The organism is Bifidobacterium psychraerophilum (assembly GCF_000741705.1).
In the GTDB taxonomy this organism is placed as follows: Bacteria; Actinomycetota; Actinomycetes; order Actinomycetales; family Bifidobacteriaceae; genus Bombiscardovia; species Bombiscardovia psychraerophila.
Genome location: NZ_JGZI01000008.1, coordinates 120,614 through 135,377, shown reverse-complemented (window position 1 = coordinate 135,377; position 14,764 = coordinate 120,614). Strand labels below are relative to the sequence as shown.

Below are 14,764 nucleotides of genomic sequence, written 5' to 3'. Positions count from 1 at the left end.
TGGAGGGCAACGTGGCCAAGAAACCGACAGTCTATGACGTCGCCGAGCAGGCGGGTGTATCCATAGCAACCGTCTCCCGGGCGCTCCGCAAGCCGGAGAGCGTACGGCAGGCAACGCGGGAGTCCATCGAAACGGCAGTGCAGCAGCTCGGATATGTGCCCAGCGGCAGCGCCCGCAGCCTTGCCGCGCGCAAAACAGGGATCATCGGTCTCTTCCTGCCGAATGTCGATGAGCTGGAGACGCTCAGCGACTTCGAACTGACCGACCATGACACCGCCGAGATACATGTGGACCGTCCCGTCACCGGCAGAATACATCGCGACTCCCTGTACTTCGACCATGTGCTCCGTGGATGCGAATTGGAGGCATGGAGCCAGGGGCTTTCCCTGATGGTCAGCATCGGCCAGGGAAGAGGCGAATCCGATGTGAATCAGATGGTGCACGACATGATCGGCAAGGTCGATGGGGTCATCATCCTCGCCCGAAGCGTTCCAGACCGACTCATCGAATCCCTGGTCAAGCGGATTCCCCTGGTCATGGTCGCCGACGCTCCGATCGGCGGTGAGAAGAGCATGGACCTCGTCCGCGTGAGCAACAGAAAAGGCATGTGCACACTCGTCGAGCATCTGGTCGACGCCCATCAGATCCGAAGCTTCATCTATATGGCAGGGCCCGACGACTCACCCGATAACCACAAGCGATACGTGGGCTTCCAGGAAGGCTTGGCCGCGCGCGGCATCAGCCCGGAATCGATACCTATCTATAGGGGCAAATTCTCGCGTCCCACGGCGAAGAAAATCACCCAGGACCTCATCGAGCGAGGCGACCTGCCACAGGCCCTGGTCTGCGCCAATGATCAGATGGCACTCGGCGCGCTGGACGCACTCACCCAAGCCGGACTTCGCGTGCCGGATGATGTGATCGTCACCGGATTCGATGGCATCGAGGAGTCCGACACATCCCATCCCCGTCTGACCACGGTCAGGCAGCCGATGGTCAATCTTGGACGTGCGGCGGTGAGCACCGTGGTCAAACGCATCGAACACCCGGACGACCCGCCATACTCCACCGAGATGCCCGTGAGCGTGCTGCTGCGTGAAAGCTGTGAGGGGGTTCTGGAAGCGATTCCGGCCGCGTAGGGCCATCAGGAATGATCGGGATCCGCATGCCTGGGCGGATATCCCCGTTCTCCGGACCGCCCGTGCTCGAACCTGGCATAGGCGAGGGGCATCATCACCGTACCCGCGGTTCGGTTGAGGCGAACGGTCGGATTTCAGACGATGACATGCGTATTGAGTTCTTTTCTCAGCGCCTTCCATCCCGGCAGATAGAGATCCATGCGCCGGCGGAATTCCGGCCCATGCCCATGCACGTAGAGATGCGTCAGCTCGTGGACGAGCACATACTCCAGGAATCTGGGATCAAGGCGGGCCAGTTCAAGGTTCAGCCGGATGCGGCGGGTGGCCGGGGTGCAGGATCCCCAACGCGAGGACATCAATCTGAGCGAGATCGCCGAAGGCGCCCGTCCGACCACAGGCACCCAGTGGTCGAGCAGGGCCGATAGCTGCCTCTGCATGCTCTGTCTGGCCAAGGCAAGATCCTCATCGCTCCACGACGTCGGAGAACCGCCTTGCGATCCTGCGCTGATCGATGCGGACAGCCTGCTTCTCGCATGGGAGATCCAGGAGCCTTTGGATGTGACGAAATCCAGGATCATACCGTCCGAAACACGCTGCGGCGCAGTGACCTCTATATGCCCATCGGGAGGCTTGACCCGCAGGTAGAGATTCTTGACCGCACCCCGCTTCACCTGGATCGTCTCTTCCCCGCAGCGGAGCACGGATGTCCTCATACGTCTGCGCCTGGTGGAGGTACCTGCCCTGGGTAGCGTGGATGGCATAGCGCTATCTTCGCGCAAGCACTGGATACCGCCACACCACCCGCTTCGACCATTCCGCGCAGGCAACACACCGATTTCAAAAACCGGACGGCCTAAATTGACTTCTCCAGCGAGTACCACTATTGTGGGCAGTCGTGTGATTTTCCAGTCATGCGTGAATGGGCCCGTAGCTCAGGTGGTTAGAGCGCATCCCTGATAAGGATGAGGTCGGAGGTTCAAGTCCTCCCGGGCCCACGCGAGATTTTCCGCAATTCAGTATTTCGGGGCTATGGCGCAGCTGGTAGCGCATCTGCTTTGCAAGCAGAGGGTCGCCGGTTCGAACCCGGCTAGCTCCACAGTTCTTCCCTTGGAAACAGTAGCTTTCCGAGGGTTTTCTTATTTCTGTCCATCCCAATTCTGCACACGATTAGACACGATTGCGGCAGACCTCTCGTTATTTACAGCACTTGCTACCTCACCCAATCGCTCGGGCCACGGTGCGCTGTAGACGTTCAATGTCTCGGTGGCGATGGCATGCCCCAACTGGGCTTGCGGGATCTTGACGTCGGCACCGTTGGCTATCGCTATGCGCCCGCATACGTGTATCCCAACATGTAGACACAAAGCCCAGTTACGCCCCTCTCACAGGCCCCACACGGTACCCGGTATCCAACACCGATCCCAGCACACCTTCTCGAACATGCAGACCGGGGGCCGGCTACAGCTTCATGCTCGGTCACCGCTTCGCCTGCTGGGACTTCGACCACTGCCTGCACGACGGACAACTCACCAGCCTCCTCGCCCGACAGGTCATCGACGGCATCAGCGAACAATGGACCTACCAGGAAATCAGCATCTCCAGGGAAGGCACGCACATCTTCGCGCACTCCACCAGAGCCCAGCTACAAAACAAAAACATCGAATTCTTCAACCACGGCAGATACATCAAAACCACCGGAAACACCTGGAACATGAGTCAGGCTACGATCAAGAAACCACTTACCTCACTTTGATATCTTCAAACTGTTTTTTGCTGAAACGATAAGGATCGTTCCCAAAAAATTGCCACACAAAGTAGACAATCATTTCCACGAGAATAAGCAACAAAAAGAACAGATACAACACCAATCCAACACCCATGATGGTTGAAAACCTACCACCACCCGCCTTCGCGAAAGCGACAAGAATAACAGCAACTACAAAACTCGTCCCCGTCAATAAACCGGGAATCCTATAGACCCAAGCATGCCTTTTATGATCGATGCAATACCGCTCCAACTGCTCGAAGGCTTTTCTGTCATACAAAACGCTACCCGTCCGCTCAGGATTGCTTAGATTAACCTGAGCCGCAATGAACTTATCAAAACCTAACCTAATGACCTTCTCCTGCCACAACAAATTAACAAAAGTGCTTGAGAAAACTAAGAGGAACGATGAACCGGCCAGCAGAAAAAGCACTTTGATGCCCCCCGTCTCCGGAAAGTTGCCAGGACCCTGAGATATGTCAGCCAATAGAGGGAAAATACTCATAAAGGGTATCGGGACAAAGAACCCAACGACCAACCACCACATAAAATCGAGTGACCGCTGCTGCACTCTCAACTCTTTATTTGCCTCTGATATATGCTTTCTAAAATAGATTTTAAATTGTCTATAGGCGAAACCCTGGGCAATTTCATCTTCCAATCGTGAGCGTTCCCGATCGACGACTATCCGCTTCTTCCCTTGGAAGAGAGCGGCATCGACTTTATCCAAATCGCCCAGCTCCTTCACCGCCTCACACGCGCGGGCTCCTAGGCTCTTAGATACATGCCCTTTTAGCGCTAGTCTCAATGCCGTACCCACGCTCAACAGGGCAATAAATAAATTAAGGAAGCTCGTGAGTAGCCCTGAATAATCTTTCATAAACTGCAGCATGATGAACCTGTCTCGATTTAACAAAAGCACACAAAGGAGTACTCAGTAACCCCTGTCCTGGAAAACCCAGACAAAGCAATCTCTCAATGATCCGGACAAAGGTAACAATGACCTGCAGAGAATGCTAGATTGTGTAATCCAAAACCCTCTATCTATAATTTCTACACTCCCAAACAGACATCCCCACACACACGATCCAGACACGATGACCTCAAGTTTTCGCATGTTTCTGCCAATTCCACTAGGTGTCACGCTTGCGTAGATTTACTTATATCTCAACGCTTTCAGTATCATCCGTTAGCTATCGGATCCATCCACAATCCGGTTAAACAAAGCAGAGTGTCGCCGGTTCGAACCCGGCTAGCTCCACCAGATGATCGTTGCTCAAACCCCTGGCCTGATTGGTTTGATTTCCCTTTTCTTCAGTCTGCTGCCGCATATGCGCTTCCACTCCATATAGAACCCCGTGACTTCGTTGGGAGTCAGCGGCGATGCTGGCGGCCCGGAATGACGGTGATAAGTGCGTTGACTGCAACGATTACAGCGATACCCGCCCATTCGTTGGCCGCAAGCCGCTGATGGAGGATGATAAGTCCTACGAGGGCAGCATAGACGGGGTTGATGCTCATGAGCACGCCGAACAAGGCAGGCGGCAGTCGGCGCAAGGTGATGAGATCGGCAATGTATGGGACGGCGGAGGAGAGCACTCCGCAGGCGAGGCCGAGCAGCAACGAGGAAACTGATGCGACCCAGTTGATTGACACTAGGACGACCAAAGCTATGGGTGTCCATAGTATGGCAGAGACGGTGGCCGCTGCGGACGTGCCTCTCAACCCCGGTACCCGAGCGCCGACGACGCGGTTAAGAAGGATATAGGCCGCCCACGCACCGGCGGCAGCCAATCCGAGTGCGATACCGGTGAAATCGCTCGACGGTTGGGGGTCGGTCAGCAGCACCACGCCAGCGAGGGCGATGATGCCACAGACGGCGTCGAGCCACCGCCTCGACATGGCCATAGCTACGCCGAGAGGACCGAGGAATTCGAGGGTGACGGCCAAGGCGAGGCCGAGTCGGTCGATAGCGGCGTACAGGCAGATGTTCATCATTCCGAACACCGCTCCCAACAAGAGTATCGGCCACCACTGCGCCCGAGTTAGGGTACGGAATCGCGGTCTCGCGATGCCAACAAGCACTCCGGCAGCGATGAGTTGGCGTATTGATACCACACCGAGCGTGCCGATCACAGGGAAGGCAAGTGCACCGAGGGCTGCGCCGACCTGGTTGGAGAGCGCACTCGCCAGCAGCGTGGATACGCCGATGAGTTTGTGCTTGGTGGACGGATTCCGGATTTCTGCAGTCATACAAGCGACGCTACTGAGCGCACTCTGATACGCAAAATGCATATTGTGGCACTGCGATACCATTTGGTTATGGCATTTGATCTCGCGCAGCTTCGCGCCTTGGTTGCGGTCGCAGACACCGGGACGTTCACCGATGCGGCCATCGAACTACGAATGTCTCAGGCGGCGGTTTCGCGCAGCGTCAAGGCCTTGGAACATGATCTCGGTCTCACGCTAATGCGACGTGGACCGCGCAGCAGCGTACCGACTCGGGTGGGCCAGTCCATCGTCACACAGGCGCGCCGGGTGCTGGAGGATGCCGATGCGATCATCGCGATCGCGGCCACCGGCAAGACAACTATCCGCGTCGGCTACGCATGGGCGGCGATCGGCGCCCGCACCGTGCCTCTTCAACGTCAGTGGGCGGCGGAACATCCCGACATCCATCTCACTCTGGTGCGCTGCAACACGCACACTTCGGGACTTGCCGAGGGCTTTTGCGATGTGGCGATCCTGCGAGTGCCCGTCAACAACATCGATTTCGACTCTGCCGTGGTAGGCCTCGAACGTAGATTGGTAGCTTTCGCCGCCGACGACTCTTGGAGACGGCGGCGCAGCCTGCGCATGGCCGAAATCACCGAACGTACGGTGCTCATCGATGCTCGTACCGGTACCACCCAGACCAGCCTATGGCCCGCGGAACACCAACCGCGGGCGACTCGACAGACCGGCGATGTGGACGAATGGCTTGACGCCATCGCAGCCGGCGACGGTGTCGGCACCACCGCTGAAGCAACCGCGGCCCACTACCCGAGACCGGGCGTCGTCTACCGACCCATCAGCGACGGCCCACGAATCCCGGTCGCCCTCGCCTGGCACAAAGACGATCCGCATCCGGCCATTCCCACCCTTGTGGATCTGTGCACCGATCTCTACCAGAACCCGGGGCAGTGATTGATGCCCATCATGGCGAGTCGGCTTCACTGCTTCAGCTATGGCCGTTATCGGGCGGCGGACCTTCTCATTGCAGCGTCTCGTCACCGGTGAAAAGCTCCCATTGGGCAAGATGGGTGCTCGCGTCCTTACCGATTTTCGCGTATACATCCCCAAGCAGTATCTCGATGATGGTGGTCGCGGTGGAAAGACCGCTCATCGGCAGAAAACTCGTTGTGGAGACCGGCAGCACTATCGAAGCGTCCGCGCTGATCGGAGAAATATCCCCATCCGAAATGAGGACGATCGTGGCGCCTTTCTGCCTGGCCACGTGCGCGGCTTTGATAACCGACTTCTGGTAGCGATAGAAGTCGAAGACCACCAGCACCGACTTGCGGTTCATATCGAGCAGGATGCCCTTGTCGCGTTGGTCCAGATCATCGAGCAGGATCACCCCGGGCCGCAGCAGCTGAAGATTCAGTGCAAGGATGCGCGCCACGGCGGTGCTGAAGCGTCCACCAGCCACGAATATGTTCTTCCCGGTGTCGGCGAGCATCGTGGCGAGACCGTCCCATTCAGTGTCGGGTATCGCTGCGAGATTACGTGTGGCCGTGGAGAGCAGGATCTCCATCTTCTCCCGTACTCGCGGGAGGTCGCCATCCACCTTCAACTGTCGTGCACGGTCGAGCGGTCCTTTGCTCTGTTGTGCGAGCTCCGAAAGAACGGCATCCCTGAATTCGATATATGAGGAGTATCCCAGCGATTTCGCGAAGCGCACCACTGAAGGTGCGGAGACACCGGCGTTCTTGGCGATTACGGCTACAGGCCCCAGACAGGAGGCCGGGTAATCGGACAGGATGCTGCGGGCGACAAGACGTTCGGCGTTGGACAATCCGGAGAACGCCGACTTGATGCTTTCCACCACCGTTGATGTGCTGCTGGGGTCGTTCATTACCCTTCCCAAATGGTTCGGATCGAAGGTGCTTCATCTTCCTTATTGAGCTTAAAGATACTCTCCTCGGGCAGTTTTTCCCATTCACCATGGCGCATTCCGGTTGAGGCCACGGCGATCGATCCCTCTTTGCGGGAGACCAGCAGGTCGAGATAGTGGGTCTCATCGTGCTGCCAGGGCGTATGCCCCACCCGCTCCGGATAAGCGCTGAGATCGAGGTGCGCGCCCGCGTGGCAGTTGATGACATAGATGCTGCCGTCGTGCATCAGGAAGGAGTTGAGGCTGCGCCCCGGGAAGGCCTCACGGATGTCTTTGACCGCCGCGATGATGCCCTGCTCGACGGAGGAGGAGTTCCGGCAGCATTGCATGATGTATGCGAAGAAGCGCTCGGAGTCGGTGCCGCCACGGACCCCCGCGCGCGAATCCTCGTCGAGCAGTTCGTCAAGAAGCCGGGGAGCCGCGATGTTGCCGTTATGCATGAATGCGTAGCCCTCACGCCTGAACGGGTGCGAATTCCTGGCGACCGTCCCCATCCCGGCGCTTGCCCAGCGAAGGTGCAGCAGGTGTTCGGTGGCGCGGTCGCTCGTGGTGTATCGTTCGAAGTCAGGATCGGCGTCCGCCTTCGTTATGGATGTGCGCGTCTCGATGTCCCCTCGCTCATCAAGCCGCGCCGCGCCCCAACCATCGTCGTGGAATTCACTGAGTCGGCTGAATTCCCGCAACCCGGTATCCCCGAGAACCTCTTCGATGGTTGTTGCCCTGGCGGACACAGTAGCTAACAGACGGCACATAAGAACGCTTCACTTCCTCTTGAATATGACGGATCCCCCGAGAACCCGATAATTATAAGCATTACAAAAAACAATATATTCGAATTTCTGTAACAAATCTGACACACGGTGGGGTCACAGTATGGGTATGGAAAACACAACATTGCTCGGAACAGGCAAACCACAAAGTGCGGGACGCATGCTGCTCGGCAGCTTCGTCGGACTGGATGGGGTCGTCCGTTCGAAGGCGGTGCCGGCGTCACGCGAATCGACCTTCGCCCGATCCGGGATGGGCGCATCGCCAACCTGGACGGTCTTCTGCCCGGACAGCCAGATCGCGTTCACCCCATCGATCAGCGTCGTCGGCGATTGGCGGTTGCACATAGATCCGGCGATGAAGCGTCCGCTGGACGACATCGCCATCTGGGCACCGACCATCCTGACCTCGCAGGACGGCGAGATCTCCCCCTTCTGTCCACGTTCCCTGTTGATGAGACTGGAACGCAGAGCCCACGAATCGGGGTATCAGGCGCTGTTCGGCTGCGAATTCGAGTTCTACCTGCTCGACGCTTCCGTCAAGGACGCACCGGATTCCTCGTCCCTCGCGAATATGCCCTGGGATGCCTATGGCACCGAAAGCTTCATGGAACGTGAACGCTTCTTCGCAATGGTCCAAAGGCAATGCGCCGAATCCGGGATCCCCCTTGAACAGATGCACTGCGAATACGACAAATGCCAGCTTGAGGTGTCGACCGCACCGGTATCCCCCACACAGGCGGCCGATCAGGCGGTGCTGACCAAGCTCATCATCAAAAGCGTCGCACGTCAGCTGGGGATGTCGGTAAGCTTCTCTCCCAAACCCTTCGTGGACCTCACCGGCAATGGGGGCCACATACACTTCTCAATGACGCATTTCAGCGACGGCACCCCTATCTTCTCCGGTGGCGATGGCCCTCACGGCCTCACACAGGAAGGGGCCCAGGCCATCGCCGGCATCCACGAGCACATCGTGGAGCTCAGCGCCATATACTCCGGGTCGCCGGTCTCGCAACTCCGACTCTCCCCTGATTCATGGTCCGGAGCCGCCGCATGCTGGGGCCTTGAAAACAGGGAGGCTGCGATCCGTTTCTGCGCCGCGACGCGCGGCAACCCCCTGGGCGCGAATGTCGAGCTGAAATGTGCGGATCTTTCGGCCAATCCGTATTACGCGATGTCCTGCATCCTCGCTTCTGCCCTGGACGGCATCGATCATCGATTCGAACTCGCGAAGGAGACGACCGTCGATCCCGCTCTGCTCAGCGACTCCGAACTTGAGGAACGACGGGTCAAGGCTTTGCCGGGCACCTACGACGCCGTCACCGATTCACTGCGCTCCTCGCGATTCGCAGTGGAGCTACTGGGGCAGGAAGTGGTGGACGCAGCCTTGTCCATCAGGAATCTGATGTCATCGACCTATAAGGACAGCACACCCGAGGAGATCGCCAGAACGATGCGATTCGTCTGGTGACGATTCGCGGTCGCGCAGGCTCCGGGACAGACCACGGAAGGAATGATCATGACGGCTTCGGCGGATGAACTGATCGCACGGGACACGCGTGACATCGCGGCGGCGCAGAAGGTTCGCTTCTTCACCCAGGCGATGAGCGGAGGACGCGGGTCCATACTGTTCGGCCCCCAAGGCGAGGAGTTCATCGACCTCTCCGCTACCTGGACGGCTGCGGCCATCGGATATTCGGATCCCCGCATCCAACGGGCGGTCCATGATTGTCTCGGCAACTGCCCCGGTATGGGAATCGGTTCCATCATCAACGAACAGACCCTGCTCGCCGCGGAACGGCTCCTCGAGCTCACGGACTCCGTGGGGTATGGCACCACGAACGATGACCGTCGCGTCTATTTCGGCCACAGCGGCTCCGATGCCAACGACATCGCGCTGAGACTGTGCCGCAGGGCGAGCGAAGAGCACGGAGGAGGACGCCGCGTCCTGGCCTTCGAACACAGCTATCATGGTGGGCTCGGCGAGGCCTTGGGTCTTTCCGGAGTACAGGTCGAAGGCGGCGCACGACCCGATTCCTGTGTCACCTTCCTTCCGTACCCTGATGCCGGTCATCCGCATGCCGACTTGGCCACGCCGGAGGAGGAGCTTGCGTATTGCATCGAGAGCGCGCGGCAGGCCTTGGGCAAGGGGGATGTCTGCTGTCTTATCGTCGAGGCCATTCTTTCGGATGGAGGCATGATCATCCCACCGCTCGGATTCCTGTCCGGGCTTCGGGAGCTGTGCGACCGCTTCGATGTACCGATGATCTGTGACGAGGTGAAGGTCGGCCTCGGCCGTTCGGGCATGCTCCATGCCTACCAGTACGAGGGCATCCATCCGGATATCGTGACATTCGGCAAGGCCCTCGGAGGGGGTCTGCCTATCTCCGCAATCGTCGGGCCTGCTGCGATACTCGATTGCGTACCTGGATCGTCCCTGCTCACCATGGGAGGAAATCCCGTCTGCTCGGCCGCGGCCGTGTGTCTGCTTGACATTCTGACCGAGGAAGGGCTGGCCGAACAAGCGCTGAGGAAAGGTGAGGAGGCACGGCGATATTGCGATGAATCCGTACGCAACGGGGATGCAGCCGTGAAGAATCACATCGTCGAGGTGCGTGGGCGGGGTTTGAGCATGGCGATCGAACTCAGCGATGGCACGCGGCAGGACTCCGAACGATTCGCGGAGAAGGTCTGTTTCAGGGCACATCAGCTCGGTGTGGTTGTGTACTATGTCGGCGGACACGTCCTGGAGATCACGCCGGCGCTGAACATCGACGAGCAGACCTTGCGACTCGGTCTCTCAGGGGTGCTTCAGGCGATAGGGGACGTCAGCGCGGGCATGGTCGGCGATGACGACATCGCCGGCTTCGGCGGTTGGTGAAGGGAGAAGACTGTGGCACGGCACTCATTGGAAGTCATTCGCGAACACATCGACTCGATGCCGCTCATCGACCATCATGTTCACAGCTGTCTGGCCGAAAAACCATCGTATGAACGTCTTGAAAAGCTTATCTGCGAATCAGCCGGACCTCTGGGCGAGGGTCAGAGCCGTTTCGACAGCCAGGCCGGTTTCTCGCTGCTTCGTCACTGCTCCCCGTTGCTCTTCGGCTCCCGATGCCGGATCGACGAGTACGTGAAGCTGCGTGAGCACATGCCGGAAGCCGAAATCGACGCACGGATGCTTGGGAACGCCGGGGTGAGCGATTGGATCATCGACCCCGGTTGGGGCGGGAAGGAACTCATCTCCCTTGACGAGTTCTCGCACCGCTCACAGGGCAGGGTCCGGCGACTGCTCCGCCTCGAGAGCCTAGCGGAGACGGTGTTGGCGAGCACCGCGGAGGCGGGGGGTTTCCCGGAGACTTTCCGCTCCGAACTGGCCGTGCAGTCGGTGGGCTGCGTCGGCTTCAAATCAATCTGTGCATACCGCTGCGGTTTCGACATCGATTGGCAGGCGCCTTCGGATACCGACGTAGCCGATGCGGTTATGGCCATGGATGCCACCGCACGCTCCCATGTGCAGAATCCCATCATCACCAGTTTCATCATCCATGAGGCCATGCGATACGAACTGCCCATCCAGTTCCACGTCGGCATCGGCGACAGGGACGTCGATCTGCGTCATAGCAATCCCCTTGATCTGCGTTCCCTGCTCATCGAGGCCGAGCGACGCAGGGTGCCGATCGCCCTGCTGCATTGCTGGCCCTTTGAGCGGGAATGCGGCTACCTGTGCCAGAACTTCACCAACGTCTATATGGATGTTGGGTTGACCATGTATCTCACCGGCATCCAGGCCGTTGACTCCCTGCGCCGGGCCATGGAGCTCTGTCCGTTTTCCCGTCTGCTGTATTCCTCCGATGCCTGGGGGCTGCCCGAACTCCATTACCTCGGCGCCGTGGTTTTCCGCGAAGCCCTGTGCTCTTTGCTGTGCACATGGGTCGAATCCGATTCATGGCTTCCTGATGACGCCTTACGGGTGGCCGATATGATCGCATCCGGGAATGCATCACGCCTGTACGGTCTCAGCACACAGGATATGTAACAAATCTAATTTTTAATATTTATTTACTCAATACGTAACAAATATGACATATTTGCTCGGCATGCTGTTCATTAGCCTGCTCACCCACATGTGAGGCCGCGCAACGTCACCGCGCTCATCAAGGCCAGGCCCTCGGAACCAGTGAATGGAGAAGTAATGGACACTCAACCCACCGTGAAGGAAGACAGTTCCGGCAACGGCCTGGCAAAGGATCTCAAAAGCCGTCACGTCACCATGCTCGCGGTCGGCGGAGTCATCGGAGCGGGATTCTTTCTGGGAGCCGGATCCACAGTAAACACCGCAGGCCCCGCAGTCGTGCTCTCGTACCTCTTCGGAGGCATCATCACCTTCCTGGTCATGGTGCTGCTTACCGAAATGGCTGTAAGCACACCCGTGGCAGGATCCTTCCAGAAATACGCGCATATGTCGCTCGGGCCTCTGCCCGGATTCCTGACGGGCTGGACGTACTGGCTGGCCTTCCTGATCGGCCCGGCCTCGGAAAGCATCGCGGCAGGCACCTTCCTGAACGTCTGGTTCCCGCAGGTTCCGATCTGGGGCTTTGCGCTGGCGGTCGCCGCCCTGATGACGGTGGTCAACCTGATCGGGGTGAAGTTCTTCGGCGAGCTGGAATTCTGGCTCTCACTCATCAAGGTCATCGCCTTGGCTGTCTTCATCGTCGGCGGCTGCGTGGTGCTATTCGGTTTCACGCCCGTCCATAATGTCTCATTCTCGAATCTCACCTCGCAGGGTGGATTCGCCCCCACCGGAATAGCGGGAATCGTCACCGCGATGATGATCGTGATGTTCTCCTTCGGCGGTACCGAAGCGATCGGAACGGCAGCCGAGGAATCCGAGAAACCAGAGCGCGATCTTCCGAAGGCCCTGCGTTCCACCCTTATCCGCATACTCGTCCTCTTCGTTCTGTCCATCTTCGTGCTCGTCTGCATCCTCCCCTGGCAGAAGGCCGGTGTCTCCTCCAGCCCCTTCGTCGACGCCACCAGCCTTATCGCCGGCCCCACCGCGGCGAACATCATGAACTTCGTGGTCCTCATCGCGGCGCTTTCATGCATCGACGCCGGCATCTACGCGACAAGCCGCATGATGTTCTCCATGAGCAGGGATGGCTTCTTCCCGAAGGCCTTCGCCAAAACCGACGCCAAAAGCAAGGCCCCGGTAAACGCCATCCTGGTCAGCTGCCTGATGCTTTTCGTGGGAGCCCTGCTCTATTACTTCTTCCAGGATTTCGCGTACACCTGGCTCGCCTCGGTCTCCGGATTCGGCTTCCTCTTCGCCTGGCTGATGATCTGCCTTTCCCAGCCCGGTATGCGGAAGATCGCGCTCAAGCGTGACGGCAAACTCAAGTGGAGAAGCCCCGGTGGCCGCGTACTGCAGATCGTCGCGGTCGTACTCATCATCGGGATCTACGTCGGCCAGCTCTTCAGCGAGTCAGGACGCAACACCCTCATCGCAGGTGTGATCTGGCTGATCATCGCAACGGCGTACTATTTTGCCGTCGGAAAGAAATCCTATGCGAAAACGGCATCCATCCAGGAGACCTTGGTGGAGTAGCCGACACACGATGCGATAGATAAGCCTGCTGGCCCAGGCACCGGACGAAGGTGCGCGACACCACCGCCGATGCCTGGGCCACCTGCTGCGCCCGCACATTCCACCGGGCAAACGGAAAGGACCATCATGGCAATCACTTCGAAAACCGTGGTGGCGGTCGGTGCCCTCGGCGGCACGATCGCCATGACGACGAACACCGATGACGAGGGGGCAATCCCCACCCAGGGCGTGGAGTCCCAGACCGGGGACCTGGCAGAGAAATACGGTATCAGCACGCGCACACGGGATATAGCCTTGGTGGGATCGCCATCCATGACCATACCGACTCTGCTGGATGCTCTGGATTTCGCCCGTCACGAAGTGGATGACGGGGCTTGTGGTGTAGTCCTGACGCATGGTTCGGACACCATGGCGGAAGCGGCGTTTTTCCTCAGTCTGCTCTGGGACCGTGAAGAGCCACTGATTTTCACCGGAGCCATGCGGCCCTCGGATGTGGCCGGTTCGGATGGTCCCGGAAATCTCGCAGGTGCGATACGTTGCGCCGCGGAAAGCTCTCTCCGCGGACTCGGCACACTCATCTATTTCGCCGATCATGTGCATAGCGCGACGCTCTGCGAAAAAACCGACTCAACCTGGGTGAACGCCTTCACCTCCCCCGGCTGGGGACCGCTCGCACGCGTGGATGCAGAAAGCGTCACCAAGGTGCTCACACCGGCCTTTCACTTCCCGCCTCTTCCCGCGCCCGACCGGAATGTGCAGGTACGCATCCCCGTCATCACCGCCACGCTGGATGACGACGGCTGCGCGATCGAAGCCTTCGCCACACAGGGAACACCGCAGGTCGAGGCGATCGTCATCGCAGGTGCCGGGGCCGGACGGCTGTCCGAGCGTGCGGCGAAGAGTGCGAAGAGACTCGCAAGCCAGGGAACGGTCGTCGCATTCGTGCGCAAACCGGTGCACGGTGTCACCACGACCGGAAGTTATGCCTATCCGGGATCCGAATCGGATCTGATCGAAGGCGGGCTGATTCCGGGAGGACTGCTCTCGCCGGAGAAGACCAGAATACTGCTGCATGTGCTTATCCAGGCCGGCTACCACGGCGAATCGTTGGCCCACGAACTGCGCAGACGCTGCCTGGCATAAACACCCATGCCCTTCACCGCAGGGATCGGACGCACCGGGGCGTGGAAGGCCCGGAGGGTTTCAGGCGCACGACCGGAAAGTGACCTGATGCTTCGGCTTCATATCTTCGCCACATAATTGCCAGCAAACTCCATGCCTTTCCACCCGTTCCATGGAGACACCGCCTGCATACTGTTATCAGGCCCC

Annotated in this window: 13 protein-coding genes and 2 tRNA genes; 10 read left to right on the top strand and 5 right to left on the bottom strand. The window is 58.9% G+C overall.

All coding sequences use genetic code 11. The annotated features are described in order from the left end of the window. Positions 1-11 precede the first annotated feature (11 nt). Complete coding sequence (locus BPSY_RS02990; protein WP_033496936.1) at positions 12-1,139, top strand: LacI family DNA-binding transcriptional regulator; 1,128 nt, start codon at positions 12-14, stop codon at positions 1,137-1,139. A 134-nt stretch (positions 1,140-1,273) separates the two neighbouring features. On the opposite strand, the gene BPSY_RS02985 is transcribed toward BPSY_RS02990, so the two are convergent. Beyond that, a complete protein-coding gene (locus BPSY_RS02985) occupies positions 1,274-1,852 on the bottom strand; it encodes a M48 family metallopeptidase (protein WP_033496854.1) in 579 nt (192 codons plus the stop codon). 208 nt (positions 1,853-2,060) lie between these two features. Here BPSY_RS02985 and BPSY_RS02980 point away from each other — a divergent pair. The 3 genes from BPSY_RS02980 (at position 2,061) to BPSY_RS02970 (ending at position 2,892) form a co-directional block, all read left to right on the top strand. Beyond that, positions 2,061-2,134, top strand: a tRNA-Ile gene (locus tag BPSY_RS02980). A gap of 28 nt (positions 2,135-2,162) precedes the next feature. After that, positions 2,163-2,235: transfer RNA gene (locus tag BPSY_RS02975), tRNA-Ala, on the top strand. Positions 2,236-2,607: 372 nt separating this feature from the next. Further along, entirely contained in the window at positions 2,608-2,892 is a 285-nt protein-coding gene (locus tag BPSY_RS02970; RefSeq protein ID WP_033496855.1) for a hypothetical protein, read from the top strand. On the opposite strand, the gene BPSY_RS02965 is transcribed toward BPSY_RS02970, so the two are convergent. Next, positions 2,879-3,784, bottom strand: coding sequence for a hypothetical protein (locus tag BPSY_RS02965; RefSeq protein WP_156099238.1), 906 nt, complete (start codon positions 3,782-3,784; stop codon positions 2,879-2,881). The genes BPSY_RS02970 and BPSY_RS02965 overlap by 14 nt on opposite strands. A gap of 494 nt (positions 3,785-4,278) precedes the next feature. Then, positions 4,279-5,157 (bottom strand): EamA family transporter, encoded by an 879-nt coding sequence (locus tag BPSY_RS02960; protein ID WP_051921664.1) that lies wholly within the window; start codon positions 5,155-5,157, stop codon positions 4,279-4,281. 69 nt (positions 5,158-5,226) lie between these two features. On the opposite strand from BPSY_RS02960, the gene BPSY_RS02955 reads away from it, so the two are divergent. Then, positions 5,227-6,090: a LysR family transcriptional regulator gene (locus BPSY_RS02955; protein WP_033496940.1), complete on the top strand. Its 864-nt coding sequence runs from the start codon at positions 5,227-5,229 to the stop codon at positions 6,088-6,090. Between the two features lie 67 nt (positions 6,091-6,157). On the opposite strand, the gene BPSY_RS02950 is transcribed toward BPSY_RS02955, so the two are convergent. Then, positions 6,158-7,021, bottom strand: a complete 864-nt coding sequence (locus tag BPSY_RS02950) for a MurR/RpiR family transcriptional regulator (protein ID WP_033496858.1) — start codon at positions 7,019-7,021, stop codon at positions 6,158-6,160. Continuing rightward, the gene (locus tag BPSY_RS02945) at positions 7,021-7,812 is read right to left on the bottom strand and encodes a class II glutamine amidotransferase (RefSeq protein WP_081884168.1); all 792 of its coding nucleotides are present in this window, start codon (positions 7,810-7,812) and stop codon (positions 7,021-7,023) included. The genes BPSY_RS02950 and BPSY_RS02945 overlap by 1 nt, the downstream gene beginning before the upstream one ends. 127 nt (positions 7,813-7,939) lie before the next feature. Here BPSY_RS02945 and BPSY_RS02940 point away from each other — a divergent pair, with 127 nt between their 5' ends. The 5 genes from BPSY_RS02940 (at position 7,940) to BPSY_RS02920 (ending at position 14,578) form a co-directional block, all read left to right on the top strand. Beyond that, positions 7,940-9,298 (top strand): type I glutamate--ammonia ligase, encoded by a 1,359-nt coding sequence (locus BPSY_RS02940; protein WP_157809775.1) that lies wholly within the window; start codon positions 7,940-7,942, stop codon positions 9,296-9,298. Positions 9,299-9,346: 48 nt separating this feature from the next. Beyond that, positions 9,347-10,708: an aminotransferase class III-fold pyridoxal phosphate-dependent enzyme gene (locus tag BPSY_RS02935; RefSeq protein ID WP_033496942.1), complete on the top strand. Its 1,362-nt coding sequence runs from the start codon at positions 9,347-9,349 to the stop codon at positions 10,706-10,708. Positions 10,709-10,720: 12 nt separating this feature from the next. Next, positions 10,721-11,866, top strand: coding sequence for an amidohydrolase family protein (locus BPSY_RS02930; RefSeq protein WP_033496863.1), 1,146 nt, complete (start codon positions 10,721-10,723; stop codon positions 11,864-11,866). 156 nt (positions 11,867-12,022) lie between these two features. Then, entirely contained in the window at positions 12,023-13,435 is a 1,413-nt protein-coding gene (locus BPSY_RS02925; RefSeq protein WP_051921564.1) for an amino acid permease, read from the top strand. 126 nt (positions 13,436-13,561) lie between these two features. Beyond that, complete coding sequence (locus tag BPSY_RS02920; protein WP_051921562.1) at positions 13,562-14,578, top strand: asparaginase; 1,017 nt, start codon at positions 13,562-13,564, stop codon at positions 14,576-14,578. The last annotated feature ends 186 nt before the right edge of the window (positions 14,579-14,764 follow it).

What these genes read in the sequence shown, in the direction of transcription:
- BPSY_RS02940 (WP_157809775.1), top strand. Translation starts at nt 7,940, where the DNA reads ATGGAAAACACAACATTGCTCGGAACAGGCAAACCACAAAGTGCGGGA.
- BPSY_RS02925 (WP_051921564.1), top strand. Translation starts at nt 12,023, where the DNA reads ATGGACACTCAACCCACCGTGAAGGAAGACAGTTCCGGCAACGGCCTG.
- BPSY_RS02955 (WP_033496940.1), top strand. Translation starts at nt 5,227, where the DNA reads ATGGCATTTGATCTCGCGCAGCTTCGCGCCTTGGTTGCGGTCGCAGAC.
- BPSY_RS02945 (WP_081884168.1), bottom strand. Translation starts at nt 7,812, where the DNA reads ATGTGCCGTCTGTTAGCTACTGTGTCCGCCAGGGCAACAACCATCGAA.
- BPSY_RS02985 (WP_033496854.1), bottom strand. Translation starts at nt 1,852, where the DNA reads ATGAGGACATCCGTGCTCCGCTGCGGGGAAGAGACGATCCAGGTGAAG.
- BPSY_RS02935 (WP_033496942.1), top strand. Translation starts at nt 9,347, where the DNA reads ATGACGGCTTCGGCGGATGAACTGATCGCACGGGACACGCGTGACATC.
- BPSY_RS02965 (WP_156099238.1), bottom strand. Translation starts at nt 3,784, where the DNA reads ATGAAAGATTATTCAGGGCTACTCACGAGCTTCCTTAATTTATTTATT.
- BPSY_RS02970 (WP_033496855.1), top strand. Translation starts at nt 2,608, where the DNA reads ATGCTCGGTCACCGCTTCGCCTGCTGGGACTTCGACCACTGCCTGCAC.
- BPSY_RS02950 (WP_033496858.1), bottom strand. Translation starts at nt 7,021, where the DNA reads ATGAACGACCCCAGCAGCACATCAACGGTGGTGGAAAGCATCAAGTCG.
- BPSY_RS02960 (WP_051921664.1), bottom strand. Translation starts at nt 5,157, where the DNA reads ATGACTGCAGAAATCCGGAATCCGTCCACCAAGCACAAACTCATCGGC.
- BPSY_RS02920 (WP_051921562.1), top strand. Translation starts at nt 13,562, where the DNA reads ATGGCAATCACTTCGAAAACCGTGGTGGCGGTCGGTGCCCTCGGCGGC.